We start from the raw sequence: 16,452 nt of genomic DNA on the forward strand, positions 1-16,452 counted from the left end.
CGATACGACTCTATTGATGTACCGGAATAGGATGGCCATGACATGAGGCTGCAAAGTGGAACATCCTTGAGAAAAGCGTTCCGTCAGCAATACCTGTAAGGCTTGTAAGCGGCAGCGCTACAGCTGAGCGGGGCCGTGTGTTGCCTATCCGTTAACGTTCAGTAAGGACATCCTGTGGTGATGCTAAAAAACGCTTTGCTGTGTCTTGGTCTTAGTACCGTTGCGCTTGGCGCAAGCGCACACGAGCTCTGGCTCGAGCGTGATGCAAATGGCCCCGTGCGTGTTTATCTGGGAGAACCGGACGAAGGCATGCTGGAAACCGGTGAGACCATCACAGCGTTGGCGCCTACCACCCAGGTGTTTACCGGTGATCGCAGTGCAACTGCAAAGGTTGTAGCGCGTGAAGATCATCTTGAGGCCGCTGTCAGTGAGCGAGGTGATGTTCGCTCCTATAACGGCGATGTCTGGAAACCCTGGAAAGATGAGCAGGGCCGCTACACGGCAGCCTTGATGCAGGCCCGTGCAGGGCGCACCGAGAGCAAGGCGGTATTGGATTACGAGCTTGTACCGGTCACGGCCAACAGCAATCGTTTTACCTTGCTGTTCAAGGGCCAGCCTGTGGCTGCGCATGAAGTCACGCTGCTGGATCCGAACAGACAGGCATTGAAGTTGAAGACGGACGGCCAGGGTATTGTCGATGTACCCGTCAAGGGCAAAGGCCGTTTCATTCTGGCAAGCGGCTATCAGACACCGGGTAATGGCTACGAAGTGGCTGGCCAGAAAATGGATACCCTGTACTACGGCACCACAACCAGCTTTGTTGTGGACTGATTATTGCCGAACCGGTGTTTCATTCAATCAGGCGTTTTCCCCGTATAGCCCAGGCGGCGTGAAATGGCTTGGGCTGTTTTCAACAGCTCCTGAACATATTCTTCTTTAAGCTCTTCCCTGAAGCGAAAGCAGGGAAAGGACACGCTCATGCCTGCAACGACATGACCGAAGCGGTCATGTATGGGGGCAGCAAGGCAACGCATGTTCTCTTCGAATTCCTCCTTGTCTTCACCGTATCCCTGACTACGGATAAATGCCAGCTCCTCAAGATAAGATTCCAGGCTCGACAGGGTATTGACCGTACGTGGCTGGAAGGTCTCGTTCGCCAAGCGCTTGCGTATATCCTGCTCATCGCGCCAGGCCATCAGTACCTTGCCAATGCCTGTGCAATAAAGCGGCGCACGCAAGCCGATCCGCGAGTACATCCGCAGGTTGTAGCGCGAGTCGATCTTGTGGACATAAACGATATTGTCTTCATCGAGAATGCCTAGATGCACTGTTTCGCTCGTAAGCTCATTGATGGTACGCATGCCGGGCTCGGCTTCACGTACTAGATCAATATGCGGCAATGCCTTACTGCCCAGTTCGAACAGCCGCACGCTGAGGCGATAACGATCTTCGCTGTCCTGTACGACATACCCCAGCGATTTAAGGGTCTGTAGAAAGCGGTAGACGGTGCTCTTGGACATGTCCAGCTTTTGCGCAATTTCTGAAACGCCACTTTCTTCAGGGCACTGACCCAGCGCTTCCAGAACAGCCATGGTCCGGCTAACCGCGGTTACAGATTCATTATTGGTAGTGGGACTATCCATGCGGGCTCCTCTGCGAACGTTGTTAAGTGTATCTGAATTCCATTTCGAAACAGCGTTTCATTTCTCTTGACGTGTCTTGTTGAATCGCTACACTCGGTTCAATACAGGAATTGAAACCGCGTTTCAATAATGCTGATGTAGGGGCCGCAAACGTGGAACCCCGCTACAAAAATAAGAAGGCACCAGATAATGCAGGCTATTCCACAGCGGTATCTAATGCCCGTTCAGGCAGACGCGTATGTGACGAATCGGGTGGGGGGCTCCCTATGACGACCCTCTTCAAATCTTTGCCATCCCCGATACGGGTTGCCCTGGTTGGTGAATGCATGATCGAGCTGCAACGCGACAGCGTAGGCACGATTACTCAGGCATTTGGCGGGGATACACTCAACGCCGCGGTCTACCTGGCTCGGCTATGCCAGTCCACGGCCATTTCGGTGGACTATATAACCGCCATCGGTCAAGACCCGTTCAGCGAGGCCATGTGTCAAACCTGGCAGGCTGAAGGGCTGGGTACACAAAATGTGCGACACCTGCCTGATGCATTGCCTGGTCTTTATTTCATCCAGACCGATGAGCACGGCGAGCGGCAGTTTCTTTACTGGCGTGGTGAGGCGGCCGCCCGACGCTGCTTCGATGGTCATGAATCAGCCCAGACGCTAGCAGCCTTGCTCGACTATGACGTGATCTACCTGAGTGGCATCAGCCTGGCCGTCCTGACTGCCGAAGGCCGTGCACGGCTTCTTGAGACATTGGCCGAGGCGCGCAGGCAGGGCACGCGGATCGTGTTCGATAATAATTACCGTCCCCGACTCTGGCCGGATCGCGCTACGGCGCAGCACTGCTACCAGGCATTGCTGGCATTGGTCGACCTGGCGTTGATTACTTGGGAAGACGATGTCGAGCTGTTCGGCTTCTCTTCACCTGAGGTCTTGTTCCGAGCATATGTCGAATCAGGCGTTACTGAAATAGTCCTCAAGCGGGGGGAGGCTCCGTGTCTGATCCATACCGGACGGCAGGTTCTGACGTTTCCCGGCGAGAAGGCGCAGCAGGTGGTCGATACCACCGCCGCCGGTGACTCTTTCAGCGCAGCATACTTAGCCTGTCGTCTGCAGGGCGGTAATCCTGAACAGGCTGCCCGGTGGGGTCACCGGTTAGCTGTCAATGTCATTCAGCACCGAGGCGCCCTGATCCCGCCTCCCGCTATGCCGGCAATGCCCGCGCTTTCGTATTCCCTAGCTGCCCAGGCTTGAACAATGAAGATAAGAGAAGCCCGCGTTATCGTGACCTGTCCCGGTCGTAATCTGGTCACTCTCAAGATTGTGACTGACGAAGGTCTTTACGGAATCGGCGATGCTACCCTCAATGGCCGTGAGCTGGCCGTGGTCGCCTATCTGGAAGAACATGTTATTCCTGCCTTGATCGGACGGGATGCTCATCGAATCGAAGACATCTGGCAATACCTGTACCGCGGTGCCTACTGGCGTCGTGGGCCCGTCACCATGACGGCGATTGCCGCGGTTGACCTAGCGTTGTGGGACATCAAGGCCAAGGCCGCCAATATGCCGTTGTATCAATTGCTTGGCGGCAAGAGTCGTGAGCAGGTGATGGTATACGGGCACGCTACCGGCAAGGACATTGAGTCCTGCCTGGATGAGGTAGCCCGACATGTAGAGCTGGGCTATAAGGCCGTCCGAGTCCAATGTGGCATTCCCGGTATTCCCACCACCTATGGTGTAGCCAAGCGCGAAGGTGAGCGCTACGAGCCGGCAGACAGTGACCTGCCGGCCGAACACGTCTGGGACACTGCCAAGTACCTCAAGTATGTCCCCAAGCTGTTTGCTGCGGTTCGTGAACGCTTCGGTGACGACCTGCACATCCTCCACGACGTGCACCATCGCCTGACACCCATTGAAGCAGGGCGTCTGGGTAAGTCGGTAGAGGAATTCAATCTGTTCTGGCTGGAAGATTGTACACCTGCCGAGAATCAGGAAGGTTTCCGCCTGATCCGCCAGCACACCACCACACCGCTGGCGGTGGGTGAGGTTTTCAACTCGATTCATGACTGCCGCGAGCTGATCCAGGAGCAGCTGATCGACTATATCCGCGCCACCCTTGTACATGCCGGCGGGATTACCCATGTCCGGCGCATCGCCGATCTGGCGGCGCTGTATCACGTGCGTACCGGTTTTCACGGCGCAACTGACCTGTCACCGGTATGCATGGGAGCGGCACTGCACTTCGATACCTGGGTACCTAACTTTGGCATCCAGGAGCACATGCCCCATGAGGAGCGGATCGATGAAGTCTTCCCCCACGCGTATCGATTCGAAGATGGTCATTTCACGCCGGGCGAAGCGCCAGGGCATGGCGTAGACATCAATGAAGATCTGGCGGCGCGCTATCCCTACAAGCGTGCCAGTCTGCCGGTAAACCGCCTCGTAGACGGCACGCTCTGGCACTGGTGAATCATGCTCGACAATGACAACAACAGACGGGTACGCACAATGAACAAACAGAACCGATTGTATGCAGGGAGGCTGCTGGGTAACGCCGGTGCAGCCGTTAGGTCGATCCAGAGGAGTGGCAAATAATGAAAGCCTTTCAGGTACGTGCTCCCCATGAGTTCAGTCTGGCCCAGGTCGAGACGCCGGTCGCTGCGCCAGGTGAGGTGGTGGTAGGCGTGGCGTATGCGGGTATCTGCGGTTCGGACATGCATATCATCCATGGGCAGAACGCGTTCGTTCGGTTTCCCCGGGTGACCGGGCATGAGTTTGCTGGCGTCGTTCAGGAGGTCGGCGAGGGTGTCGAGACGCTGAGCGTCGGTGATCGTGTCTGCGTGGATCCGGTTATCAGTTGTGGTACCTGCTACCCCTGCCGTGTTGGTCGGCCTAATGTCTGTACCCATTTGCAAGTGATTGGCGTGCACCGCGACGGTGGTTTCAGCGAGCGCGTCAGCGTGCCGGCTGAAAACGCTCACAAACTGCCAGAGGGGATGCCGCTCAGCCATGCCGCTCTGGTGGAGCCGTATTCCATCGCGCTGAACGTACTGGATCGCATGCAACCTCAGCCAGGCGACTCTGTACTGGTCTATGGTGCCGGCGTGATCGGACTGACTATCGTGCAGATGGCGCGCGCCTTGGGGCTTACCGATATCACCGTTACCGATGTGATTGATACGCGCCTGCAAACAGCCCGGGCGTTGGGCGCGACACGCACGATCAACGGGCAGGCACAGGATGTGGAGTCTGTCATGAAAGAGCAGACCGGAGGCGAGGGCGTACCGCTGATTGTGGACGCGGCCTGTATTCCTGCGTTGATGCCTCAAATGGTGCGGCTGGCGTCACCCGCCGGGCGGATTGGTCTTCTGGGTTTCAATGCAGCGCCCAGCGACCTGGTACAGCTGGAAATGATCAAGAAGGAATTGACGCTAGTAGGATCGCGGCTCAACAACCGTAAGTTTCCGCGGGTGATTGAGCTGATGGCGACCGGAAAGCTGAATGCGCAGGACCTGATCAGCCATCGCGTAGCCTTTGACGATATGCCTGAGGCCATTGATCTGATCGAAAGTCATCCTGAGCAGACGCGTAAGGTGTTAGTGGAGTTGATGCACGTGGCGGGTTAACTCGGACGGCCTGAGCCGTCTTTCCAATCGATACGCGCCCACCCGGGCGCCCTCACCGATAAATACAAGAAGCGGGAGGTTTTCATGTTTGGTCAAGGTCGTAGCCTGGTACTCGTCATGCTGTTTCTGGCGGGTGTCATCAATTATCTGGATCGCTCGGCATTGTCTGTGGCGGCTCCGTTCATTCAGAAGGACTTTGGGCTCAATGCCGGCGAGATGGGGCTGATCTTCAGCAGCTTTTTCGTAGGGTATGCAGCCTTCAACTTTGTTGGCGGCTGGGCAGCGGATCGTTATGGTGCCAAAACCACGCTGCTGGTGGCTATGGTGCTGTGGTCACTGTTCAGTGGCTTGACGGTGCTGGCCCTGGGCTTTGCCTCATTGTTCCTGATCCGTGTGCTGTTTGGCATGGGGGAAGGGCCGCTGAGCGTGACAACCAGCAAGATGGTGAACACGTGGTATGCGCCCGATAAGCGAGCACGCGTCTTGGGTGTTTCCATGGCCGGTACGCCGTTGGGTGGCGCCATTTCCGGGCCGGTGGTAGGCATCATTGCCGTCACCTACGGCTGGAAGGAGTCCTTCATCGTCATCATGATCATTGGCCTCGTTTGGGCGGCGGTGTGGTTCAAGTTCATCAAGGCCAAGCCGGACGGCGCGGCAGCACGTGAAATCGAAGAAGGTGAACGGCTCACCGAGATTGCCAATGTGCCGACTCAGCCACTCCGGTACTACCTCAAGCAGCCTACCGTGCTGTTTACGGCGTTTGCCTTCTTCACCTACAACTACACGCTGTACTTCTTCCTGACCTGGTTCCCAAGCTACCTGACCATGGCCCACGGCATGAACGTGAAGGACATGAGTATCGCGACCGTCATTCCCTGGATTCTGGGGTGCCTGGGACTGGCGCTGGGTGGCTTCGTGTCCGACTTCGTGCTCAAGAAAACCGGCCGGGTGATGTTCTCGCGCAAGGTGGTGCTGGTGGGGTGCCTGTTGTGCTGTGCGGTCTGCATCGGTTGCGCCGGGCTTGTTTCCACCATGTATAGCGCGGTAGCGCTGGTGGCGCTGTCTGTATTCTTCCTGTATCTGACCGGCGCTATTTACTGGGCCATCATCCAGGATACCGTACCGGCGGCACGGGTCGGTGGAGTAAGCGGCTTCATGCACTTCCTGGCCAACACCTCCGGCATCGTCGGACCAACCGTGACCGGTTTTATCGTCCAGTTTACCGGGGCATTTACCAGTGCCTTCCTCCTGGCAGGTCTTTTGACGGTTGTGGGTGCGCTGTGTGTGGCCCGTTTTGTCAAGCCTATTGCCCCTGTGCAGGCGGAGATGGCGCCACCGGTCGCTGCGCCGTCAGTACTGGGCCGTTCCTCGTAAGGAGTTGCAGATGCAGTACACACGTGTAGAACAAGGGGCGCTTGAAGGATTCTGCCAGCAGGTCTTTAGAGCCCATGGTCTCGCCGCACCGGACGCCGAACTCGCTGCCCGGGTGCTGGTGAACTCTGACGCCCGGGGCATTCCTTCCCATGGCGTAGCACGTCTGCCGCGCTATGTGCGAGGGCTCAAGGCGGGCAGTATCCTGACAGATGCCAAGCCGAAGGTGGTTCATGAAACGCCGCTCTCGCTGGTGTTGGACGCCCAGGGCGGTATGGGCACCACGGTCAGCCAGCAGGCCATGGATGCCGTGATTGCCAAAGCCTGCGAGCACGGCGCGGGTTTCGCGACCGTACGCGACTCGAACCACTTTGGTATTGCCGCCTGGTACGCCATGCAGGCGCTGCCCCATGACCTGATTGGCATCGCCATGACCAACACGGCGGCACTTGGCGTTCCCACGCATGGTCGACAATGCATGTTTGGCACCAACCCGATCGCTTTTGCCGCACCGGCCGACAGGGAAAAGGCCTTTGTGCTGGACATGTCGACCACAGCCGTGACGCGCGGCAAGCTGGAAGTCTATGGCCGGCAGAACACACCGTTGCCCACTGGATGGGCTGCGGCACCGGATGGAGGCGATGCCCATGATGCCCCCAGTCTCCTGGAAAGCATGAACATCTATGCAGGCGGCGGGTTGCACCCATTAGGCGGTGCGGGCACCGAGTTTGGTGGCCACAAGGGCTATGGTCTTGCCGTAATGGTTGACATCCTTTGTGGCGCACTGGCGGGGCATGGGTTTGGCAGGCACCTGCACGATACGCCTGGGAGTACGGGGCGAGTAGGGCACTTTTTTGCTGCTTTTCGAATCGACCTGTTCCGTCCCGCGGATGAGTTTCGCCAAGCCATGGATCAGCTTCTGTCAGACCTGCGCACCTCGGAGCCTGCCGCAGGGCACGATCAGGTCTGGTATGCGGGACTCAAGGAAATCCAGGCCCAGGAAGCGGCATCGCGTGAGGGTGTGCCGGTTGAGACAGGGGTGATCGAATCCCTTCAAGCGCTGGGGGAAGCCTGTGGCGTTACTCTGCCAGGAATCAAGGAGCCTTCCCATGCGTGAAGTCGAGCGATATCCCTCCACGTATCCAAAGCCGATCATTGGCATTGTGCACTTGGGCCTTGGTGCGTTTCATCGTGCGCATCAGGCGGTCTACCTGGAGCGCACTCTGGCACGGCATGGTGGCGGAGAATGGGGTATATGTAGCGCCAACATTCGCTCCAACCGGGTACTTGTCGATCAGCTTCGTGCGCAAGACTGCCGCTATCACGTGGCCGAATACCGCGACAGTGAGCACGTTGCCTTGCGGGAAATCGCGGCGCTGCAGGAGGTACTTTATGCCGGCGAAGACGGTGAAGATAAAGAAGCCTTGCTCGAACGAATGGCCGACCCGGCGACACGCATTGTGACACTGACCGTAACGGAAAAGGGTTACTGCCTGAGTCCTGCTACCGGACAGCTACGCGTAGATGACCCCAATATCGCCCATGATATTTGCACGCCCCATGCGCCGCGTACGGCCCCAGGTCTGCTGGTAGAGGCCTTGCGCCGTCGTCATGCCCGAGGGGTAGCCCCCTTTACAGTATTATGCTGTGACAACATGCCGGATAACGGTCAGCGAACACGGCAGGCGGTAACGCAATTGGCGGCTGCTCAGGATGAACGACTGGCCGCCTGGATCAGTCAGGCGGTCGCGTTTCCCAGCAGTATGGTAGACCGCATTGTTCCTGCCATGACTGACGCCTCGTTCGAAACATTGCGTCAGCTTGGCTGTGAGGACCCGGCAGCCGTTATTGGCGAAGCCTTCAGCCAGTGGGTGATAGAGGATCAGTTTCCTCAGGGGCGGCCCGACTGGGAGCAGGAGGGGGTGCAGATGGTGGCGGATGTACGCCCATTCGAAACCATGAAACTACGCCTGCTCAATGGCAGCCACTCACTTCTGGCCTACGTAGGTGCACTGGCGGGTCATACCACGGTGTATGACGCCATGAACGATCCTGCGCTGGTCAGACTTGTCCGGCATTACATGAAAGACGAGGCCATGCCGACACTGGAAATGCCGGCAGGAATCAACCTCAACGCCTATGCTGATGATCTGATAGCACGCTTTCGCAACGACAGCCTCCAGCACCGTTTGCATCAGATCGCTATGGACGGCTCGCAAAAGCTGCCCCAGCGCTGGCTCTCCGGAACGGAAGCACGGCTTGCTCAGGGAGGCGGAATCAGCTGCATTGCGTTTGGCGTAGCGGCCTGGATTGAGTACTGCTCCGGGCATAGCAGCCGAGGGGCGCATGAGGTAAATGATCCGCTGCGTGACACCTTTGCTGAGTTGCATGCGCACCGGCAGGGAGAGGCACTGGTCGAGGCCTTTCTAGGGCTTTCAGACGTCTTTCCGGCGAGTCTGACCGAGCAGGAGGCGTTCCGGCAGCCCGTGCATCAAGCCTACCGTGTGCTGAGCACCCAAGGTATTGCCGCGGCGCTCGCAGAAACGACGAACAATAATAATCACTGAGGAGCGAAGTCATGGAGCATACCTGGCGCTGGTTCGGCCCTAATGACCCCATCAGCTTGAGCGACATTCGGCAGACCGGTGCGACAGGCATCGTCACGGCCTTGCATCAGGTTCCCAACGGGGAAGTCTGGACAGTAGAGGCGATCAGTGAACGAAAGGCGATGATCGAGGCAGCTGGACTGACCTGGTCGGTGGTGGAAAGTATTCCCGTTCACGAGGATATCAAGCGAGGCTGTGGCCGCCGCGATGACTACATTGGCAACTACCAACAGAGCCTTCGCAATCTCGCGGCGTGCGGTATCGATATTGTCTGCTATAACTTCATGCCCATCCTCGACTGGACCCGTACGGACCTCGCATGGCCGCTGGAGGACGGCGGATGGGCACTACGCTTTGATCAGGATGCATTTGCCGCGTTTGATCTCTTTATCCTCAAGCGTGAAGGCGCCGAGGCGGACTACACCGAGGACGATATCCAGCGGGCCCGTACCTATTTTGACAACCTGGACGACACCCGGCGCGATACGCTCGTTGCTACCTTGATTGCCGGTCTGCCAGGCGCTGAAGAGCACTATAGCCTGGATGATTTCAGAGGACTGCTTGCGACCTATGCGGATATTGATGCGGAACAGCTCCGGGAAAACCTGAGCTACTTTCTCAAGGCCATTGTGCCGGTGGCCGAGGAGGTGGGCGTACGCATGGCCATTCACCCCGACGATCCGCCACGGCCTCTTCTGGGCTTGCCTCGTATCGTGTCTACCGCACAGGACGCCCAATGGCTTCTTGATGCGGCACCCAGTCCGGCCAACGGGTTGACCTTTTGCACCGGATCCTATGGGGTGCGTGCAGATAACGACCTCGTTGCCATGGCTCGGCAGTTTGCGCCTCGCATCTATTTCACTCACCTGCGCTCGGTGAAGCGCGAGGCTGATCCGCGCAGCTTTCACGAAGCGCATCACCTGGCCGGAGACGCAGACATTGTCGGTGTGATCCGTGAGCTGGTTCTGGAAGAGCGTCGACGCGAACATGAGCATGGCCCCCGACTTCCCCTGCGGCCCGATCATGGTCATCAGCTGCTGGATGATCAGCATCGCCGCACCAACCCCGGCTATTCACTGATCGGCCGTCTCAAGGGATTGGCAGAGTTGCGTGGAGTAGAGTTGGCCGTGCGTCAATTACTGCAAGATTGACATTACCGTGAGAACGCCATGGAACTGATAACAAAAACAGGCGGGATCGATACCGCCAAAGCCGTGATTCGCCTTCACCCGCAGGATGATGTCCTCGTGGCGCTACAGCCGCTGCCGGCAGGGCTTGCCATCGTGCAGGAGCGCGTAACCCTTACTCAGGCTATTCCCGCAGGCCACAAGTTCTCGGTGCGCCGGATCGACAGTGGGCAACCGGTGCGCCGCTATGGTCAGATCATCGGCTTTGCCATGGCCCCCATCATGCCCGGCGAGCACGTCCATGTTCATAACCTGGCGATGGGCGAGTTTGCCCGGGATTATGCTTTTGGAGAGGATGCCCAAGTGCAGGCCTTTCCCACCGAGGGGCCGATGTTTCAAGGTATCGTCCGCCCGGATGGTCGTATAGCGACGCGCAACTATATCGGTATCCTGACCTCGGTAAATTGCTCGGCTACTGTCGCTCGGGCAGTGGCTGACTATTTTCGGCGGGATATCAATCCGGCCGCCCTGGCGCCTTATCCCAATGTGGATGGCGTCGTCGCGCTGACGCATAGCTCCGGCTGCGCTGTAGATTCAGCAGGCGAGCCTCTGGCCATCTTGCGCCGCACCCTGGGCGGATATGCCGTCCATCCCAATTTCGCGGCGGTCATGGTGATCGGACTTGGCTGCGAAACCAATCAGATCGAAGGCATGATGGCGGCTCAGGGGCTGGAAGCGACCGCAACACTGCGTACGTTTACCATCCAGGATACGGGAGGTACGGCCAAGACCGTAGCTAAAGGCATTGCGTATGTGAAGGACCTCTTGAGCGAAGCCAATCGCATCGAGCGCCAGCCTGTGAGTGCCCGTCATTTGATAGTAGGCCTGCAATGCGGCGGCTCGGATGGCTACTCCGGTATTACCGCCAATCCGGCCCTGGGTAATGCGGTGGATCGATTGGTGGCCTGCGGTGGTACGGCTATCCTGTCCGAAACTCCGGAAATATATGGTGCCGAGCATCTGCTGACCCGTCGGGCGGCCAGCCGCGAAGTAGGCGAAAAGCTCATCGAGCGCATTCATTGGTGGGAAGAGTATTGCCGACGCACGGGAGCGGAGATGAACAACAACCCGTCTGCAGGCAACAAGGCGGGTGGTCTTACGACCATTCTGGAAAAATCGCTTGGCGCGGTAGCGAAAGCCGGATCAAGTAACCTGATGGCTGTCTATGAATATGCCGAGCCGGTAAGGGCTCAGGGGCTGGTGTTCATGGACACGCCCGGCTATGACCCGGTTTCCGCTACCGGGCAGGTGGCGGGTGGCGCAAATCTCATTGCCTTTACCACCGGACGGGGCTCAGCCTATGGATGCGCACCGGCACCCTCGATCAAGCTTTCGACCAATAATGCCCTTTGGCAGCGTCAGGAAGAGGACATGGACATCAATTGTGGCGAAATCGCGACCGGTACGCTGACCATCGAAGCATCTGGGGCCGAGATTTTCGAAAAAATGCTCAGGATTGCCTCGGGCGAGCGCAGCAAGAGCGAGCAGCACGGTTATGGACAGAATGAATTCGTTCCCTGGCATATTGGCGCCATCACATAATCTGTTCTGGTGCATGATTTGATCTCCCTATAGCGGCTCCGGCAGGTCAACTAACAGCCTGCCAGCGCTGCCGTGTGAGGCATGCTGACGGTGACCCCTTCAACCGCCGGGTCTATGCCATTCGGCGAGCGCAGCGTGCTGTTGTGTCTAGGGCGCTTCGACTAATACCGGATAACTATGCCGACTCGGGGCTGGTGCTGGATGCAGGAACCGGCGAACCCTTTGGTTAATCTAGGTAGGCCCTAGATACACAATCGGCGGAATCGAGTGAAGCTCATCGGTAGATCCGCTCAATTCGCAAATCTATGTGTCGATCAACAATTCCTCAAGTCAGAATCAAACGTTGGCGCCTGATTTCAAGAAAAGCTGGAAGGGCGGTACGTGGTCCGCGTTGGATGCAAAAACTGGCCGGATTCTTTGGCAAGTGCCTGCCACCGGTACCAATCCGGTGACGTCAAAACATACTAGCGGGTTAGGGCCGATGGCGTCGTCGCCGGGTCTGGTTTATGCCGGTTCGATGTCTGGTGACATGGTAGTGCTCGACGCCAATACCGGGACCACGATCTGGAAGTGTGTGTTGGGGATCGGTAGCCAGTTCAGCATTGACCCCGTACAAAGCATCCTGTCTGACCGTAGGAGGCTTTTTTTAGATGAAAATATGAGGCACGCTTTAACGTTAATTTAATGTCAATAAATAACATTAAATTAACTAATTAACTATTTGATTTATAGCAATTAAATTTTTCAAAATGATGAGTGTTGAGCTGACCTTTACTTAGCTGTCCAGCACCGAGGAGTCTTTTACTTAAAGTTAGATATAGAATCAATTTAGTAAGTTAACTCATTGAAATTAAACGCTAACTAAGTCTAGTCAGATACCCTGGCAACTCAGGGTCTGGAAGTACGGAAATTACCTTGAGACGTTGAAGCGTTCTGTCTCGCGCTCGAATCAAGTGATCCCGCAGGTTCAAGGCCGCTGAGTCCACAGCACCATGTAGCAGGGATTCGATGATCAATCGATGCTCGATTAGCATGGCTTCGTTACTACCGGTCTGAACAGCTTCATGGAAAATCCGGCCTATGTTCATCGGGCTCTGGCTGTGCCGAATAAGTGTGGCCATTTTGCGGTTGCGGATACCACTCAGGCATTGACCGTGTAGATCGTGCTCGATGATCTCAATTACCTGACGCGAAGGCCCCCCCTGAAGAGCTTGCGCCTTGAGAATACGTTCCAACATTGCGATAAGTTCCGCTCGGGTAAGGGTTGGAGCGTTCTGTCGCAAGGCTTCTGGTTCCAGTAGCGCCCGCAGCTCGTAATCCTCGGTAATGGCCTGTGCTGTCAGCGGACCGGCCAGCCACTGTGAGTAGGGCTCCTTTTCTAGCAGGCCACGATCCCGCAGGCGCATCAGGGCTTCCCGAACAACGCTGCGGCTGACTCCTAGATAATCCGCAGCGTCCTGCTCATCGAGCCGGTAATGACCAAATACCATGGCCTTGGATACGCAGGCGGAAATGTCATCGAATACCCGCTCTCCGAGTGGCCGGGTATCGATAGGCTCAAGGCCCAGGAGCTGACGGCTGAGGGCAAGGCGCTTGGGTTCAAGTTCAAGATTGTTTGGGTTGATCAGATAACCGCGGCCTTCGAAACGGGAGAGTAACCCTTCCTCATAGAGCATGGTTAAGGCCTGACGAACCGGCACCCGACTCGTACCAAATAGTTGGGCTAGTGGTGCTTCAACCAGGACGAGGCCAGCTTCGGCACGGCCTCCAAGTATCGCGTCCCGAAGGGCATTCCGGATCATGCCGTAACGGGGAACGGCGGCCCGCCCATCTTCATAGCTTGCGGAGTCTTCAGCAGTCATTCGCGGGTTTCCATCCGATGATCGTGGAATTCTCTCACAGTCGTTTTAGGTGTTTCTGCTCGACTTGCCATGCACTACGTTGGGGCCTTTTGAGACAGTGTGTTACTTAAATGCACAAAAATGGATCTTTTTTAATAAATACATTTTTGTGCATCGTTAAATAATCTCAACTTAATAGCTCTGCGACGCATGGTTCAGGCGTTCGTAGAGTTACAAAAAGAATCTGGCACAATCAGTGCTTGCAATAAATGTACTAATTAAAATATGTACATTTTAGAGGTGGATTGTGTCAGTCACTCGGTCAGGTCTTTTAGCAAACGATGGCCTCACGCTGGCGGCGGCCTATCGGATGGGTGCTACCGATCCGGTTGCCGTATTAGAGAAAACGCTGGAGAGCGCTAGGCAGGCAGAGCACGTTTTTATTTTCTTGGATCCTGAGCGGGCACGTCGTGAGGCAGAGGCGTCATGGGCACGCTGGAAGGCCGGCCAACCGTTATCTGTATTGGATGGGGTGCCAATCGCCTGGAAGGACCTGTTTGACGTGTCGGGCAGCGTGACAACAGCGGGCGCTGCCGTTCGAAGAGGCTCGCCCGTAGCAACCACCGATGCGTATCTGGTCCGGCAGTTAGCTCGCGCAGGGCTGGTAAGCGTGGGCAAGACCAACCTCAGCGAGTTAGCTTATTCAGGTCTTGGTCTCAATCCGCATTTCGGCACACCGGCTAATGCAGCCTCAGCTCAGGAAAGACGTATTCCGGGCGGCTCTTCCTCTGGCTCCGGGGTCGCAGTAGGTGCGGGCATCGTTCCAATTGCCATGGGCACTGATACTGCCGGCTCGATTCGTATTCCGGCGGCGTTGAATGGCGTGGTGGGTTATCGCAGTACAACGGCCCGGTACCCCATGGATGGTGTGCTCCCGTTGGCTCGAACTCTGGATGCCTTGGGACCGATAACCCGAAGCGTTCGTGATGTACTTGTGCTTGATGCGCTGATCAAGGGAGCGACGTCCAGCGCCCCAGAGGCGCTCCCTGTAAGGGGGCTGCGCTTGCGGGTTGATCCTGATGTGTTGACCGATTCCCGTGTAGAGCCTGCTGTACGAGAAAATCTCGAACAGGCCCTTAAACAGCTTTGCAATGCAGGCGCCTTGGTTGACTACCGTCCAGTTCAGGCCCTCCAACAGACCTTGAAGATGGTTGAAACCGAGGGCTGGCTTGGTTCTGCCGAAGCGTTCACTTTGCACGAGGCGCTACTGGGCAGCCCTGAAGCAGACCAGCTGGACCCGCGGGTTCGTACCCGCCTCGAGGCGGCGCGTCACTTTCCGGCCAGTCGGCAGATAAAGCTTTATCAGGCACGGGAACGGTTACAGCGCGAAATGACCCTTGAGCTCGACGGGGCCGTCCTGGTGACACCGACCGTCGCCCATGTCGCTCCGTTACTCGAGCCGCTGGAGCGCGACGATGCGCTGTTCATCGCCACCAATCTTGCCACACTTCGCCTGACCATGCCCGGCAGTCTGCTGGACATGCCCGGAGTTTCGCTGCGTAGCGGATGCGACGGTGATGGCTTGCCGACGGGCCTGTTGTTATCCGTGCCCAGCGGGGAGGATACCTACCTGCTTCGGGTCGCCTTGGGCGTGGAAGCGGTCTTGCTCCAGCGCTAACGCTTTTTGACGCGCTGGAGCAGGGGCCCGGCTCTCTCCAGCGCCTCATAATACCGGGCAATGAGGTTAGGCATGGAAAAGGAAATCTTCGTTTCGATCGGTGTGGATGTGGACGCCGTAGCCGGTTGGCTGGGCTCCTACGGTGGTGAAGATTCGCCGGATGACATCTCCCGTGGCCTGTTCGCCGGTGAAGTTGGTGCTCCCCGTTTGCTCAACCTGTTCAAGAAGTATGGTCTGCGTACTACCTGGTTCATTCCGGGTCACTCGGTTGAAACTTTCCCCGAGCAGATGAAGGCCGTCGCTGAAGCCGGCCATGAGATTGGTATTCATGGTTACAGCCATGAAAATCCCATCGCGATGACTCCCGAACAGGAAGAGGCCGTGCTCGACAAATCCATCGAGCTGATCACGCAGTTGGCGGGCAAGCGTCCGACAGGCTACGTCGCGCCCTGGTGGGAGTTCAGCCGTGTCACCAATGAGCTTCTACTCAAGAAAGGTATCAAGTATGACCACAGCCTGATGCACAACGACTTTCATCCCTATTACGTACGGGTAGGCGACAGCTGGACCAAGATTGATTACAGCCAGCAGCCTGAGGCGTGGATGAAGCCGCTGGTTCGCGGGCAGGAAACAGATCTGGTCGAGATTCCGGCCAACTGGTACCTGGACGACCTGCCGCCCATGATGTTTATCAAGAAGTCCCCCAACAGCCATGGCTTCGTCAATCCTCGCCATTTAGAAGAGATGTGGCGTGACCAGTTCGACTGGGTTTACCGCGAACATGACTATGCCGTCTTCCCGATCACCATTCACCCTGATGTTTCAGGCCGCCCACAGGTTCTGTTGATGCTGGAGCGTTTCATCGAGCACATGCAGGGCCATGAAGGGGTGCGTTTCGTCACCATGGACGAGATTGCCGATGACTTCCTGCAGCGTCAGCCGCGCCAGCGCTGATCGTT

At 57.1% G+C, this 16,452-nt stretch carries 15 protein-coding genes; 13 read left to right on the forward strand and 2 right to left on the reverse strand.

Annotated elements, in window-relative coordinates; translation table 11 throughout:
- Positions 1 to 180: 180 nt before the first annotated feature.
- On the forward strand, positions 181 to 831 hold the full coding sequence (locus QWJ10_RS15905; RefSeq protein WP_289928200.1) for a DUF4198 domain-containing protein: 651 nt from the start codon (positions 181 to 183) through the stop codon (positions 829 to 831).
- 23 nt (positions 832 to 854) lie between these two features.
- Here the strand turns inward: QWJ10_RS15905 and kdgR are convergent, their stop codons facing one another.
- The gene (kdgR, locus tag QWJ10_RS15910; RefSeq protein ID WP_289927930.1) at positions 855 to 1,643 is read right to left on the reverse strand and encodes a DNA-binding transcriptional regulator KdgR; all 789 of its coding nucleotides are present in this window, start codon (positions 1,641 to 1,643) and stop codon (positions 855 to 857) included.
- Between the two features lie 266 nt (positions 1,644 to 1,909).
- Between kdgR and QWJ10_RS15915 the strand changes: the two genes are divergently transcribed.
- The 10 genes from QWJ10_RS15915 to QWJ10_RS23185 all read left to right on the forward strand — a co-directional run bounded on the left by QWJ10_RS15915 (position 1,910) and on the right by QWJ10_RS23185 (position 12,659).
- A complete protein-coding gene (locus QWJ10_RS15915) occupies positions 1,910 to 2,896 on the forward strand; it encodes a sugar kinase (RefSeq protein WP_125888367.1) in 987 nt (328 codons plus the stop codon).
- A 3-nt stretch (positions 2,897 to 2,899) separates the two neighbouring features.
- Complete coding sequence (gene manD / locus QWJ10_RS15920) at positions 2,900 to 4,111, forward strand: D-mannonate dehydratase ManD (RefSeq protein WP_125888369.1); 1,212 nt, start codon at positions 2,900 to 2,902, stop codon at positions 4,109 to 4,111.
- A 125-nt stretch (positions 4,112 to 4,236) separates the two neighbouring features.
- Entirely contained in the window at positions 4,237 to 5,268 is a 1,032-nt protein-coding gene (locus QWJ10_RS15925; RefSeq protein ID WP_122042566.1) for a Zn-dependent oxidoreductase, read from the forward strand.
- An 84-nt stretch (positions 5,269 to 5,352) separates the two neighbouring features.
- Positions 5,353 to 6,642, forward strand: coding sequence for an MFS transporter (locus tag QWJ10_RS15930; RefSeq protein WP_289927936.1), 1,290 nt, complete (start codon positions 5,353 to 5,355; stop codon positions 6,640 to 6,642).
- Between the two features lie 10 nt (positions 6,643 to 6,652).
- On the forward strand, positions 6,653 to 7,756 hold the full coding sequence (locus tag QWJ10_RS15935) for an Ldh family oxidoreductase (protein ID WP_289927937.1): 1,104 nt from the start codon (positions 6,653 to 6,655) through the stop codon (positions 7,754 to 7,756).
- Positions 7,749 to 9,206: a mannitol dehydrogenase family protein gene (locus QWJ10_RS15940; protein WP_289927938.1), complete on the forward strand. Its 1,458-nt coding sequence runs from the start codon at positions 7,749 to 7,751 to the stop codon at positions 9,204 to 9,206. Before QWJ10_RS15935 ends, QWJ10_RS15940 begins: the two co-directional genes overlap by 8 nt.
- Before the next feature lie 11 nt (positions 9,207 to 9,217).
- Positions 9,218 to 10,396: a mannonate dehydratase gene (gene uxuA, locus QWJ10_RS15945; RefSeq protein ID WP_289927939.1), complete on the forward strand. Its 1,179-nt coding sequence runs from the start codon at positions 9,218 to 9,220 to the stop codon at positions 10,394 to 10,396.
- A gap of 18 nt (positions 10,397 to 10,414) precedes the next feature.
- A complete protein-coding gene (locus QWJ10_RS15950) occupies positions 10,415 to 11,974 on the forward strand; it encodes an altronate dehydratase family protein (protein WP_289927940.1) in 1,560 nt (519 codons plus the stop codon).
- Positions 11,975 to 12,048: 74 nt separating this feature from the next.
- Positions 12,049 to 12,204: a hypothetical protein gene (locus QWJ10_RS15955; protein WP_185749682.1), complete on the forward strand. Its 156-nt coding sequence runs from the start codon at positions 12,049 to 12,051 to the stop codon at positions 12,202 to 12,204.
- Between the two features lie 77 nt (positions 12,205 to 12,281).
- Positions 12,282 to 12,659 carry a PQQ-binding-like beta-propeller repeat protein gene (locus tag QWJ10_RS23185; RefSeq protein ID WP_354669632.1) on the forward strand — a complete coding sequence of 126 codons (378 nt, stop codon included), beginning with the start codon at positions 12,282 to 12,284 and terminating at the stop codon, positions 12,657 to 12,659.
- A 172-nt stretch (positions 12,660 to 12,831) separates the two neighbouring features.
- On the opposite strand, the gene QWJ10_RS15960 is transcribed toward QWJ10_RS23185, so the two are convergent.
- Positions 12,832 to 13,836 (reverse strand): GntR family transcriptional regulator, encoded by a 1,005-nt coding sequence (locus QWJ10_RS15960; RefSeq protein ID WP_197870561.1) that lies wholly within the window; start codon positions 13,834 to 13,836, stop codon positions 12,832 to 12,834.
- A gap of 331 nt (positions 13,837 to 14,167) precedes the next feature.
- On the opposite strand from QWJ10_RS15960, the gene QWJ10_RS15965 reads away from it, so the two are divergent.
- Positions 14,168 to 15,493 (forward strand): amidase, encoded by a 1,326-nt coding sequence (locus QWJ10_RS15965; RefSeq protein ID WP_289928202.1) that lies wholly within the window; start codon positions 14,168 to 14,170, stop codon positions 15,491 to 15,493.
- Between the two features lie 72 nt (positions 15,494 to 15,565).
- Positions 15,566 to 16,447 carry a polysaccharide deacetylase gene (locus tag QWJ10_RS15970; protein ID WP_289927941.1) on the forward strand — a complete coding sequence of 294 codons (882 nt, stop codon included), beginning with the start codon at positions 15,566 to 15,568 and terminating at the stop codon, positions 16,445 to 16,447.
- The last annotated feature ends 5 nt before the right edge of the window (positions 16,448 to 16,452 follow it).

The organism is Pseudomonas sp. WAC2 (assembly GCF_030403525.1).
Lineage (GTDB): Bacteria > Pseudomonadota > Gammaproteobacteria > Pseudomonadales > Pseudomonadaceae > Chryseomonas > Chryseomonas luteola.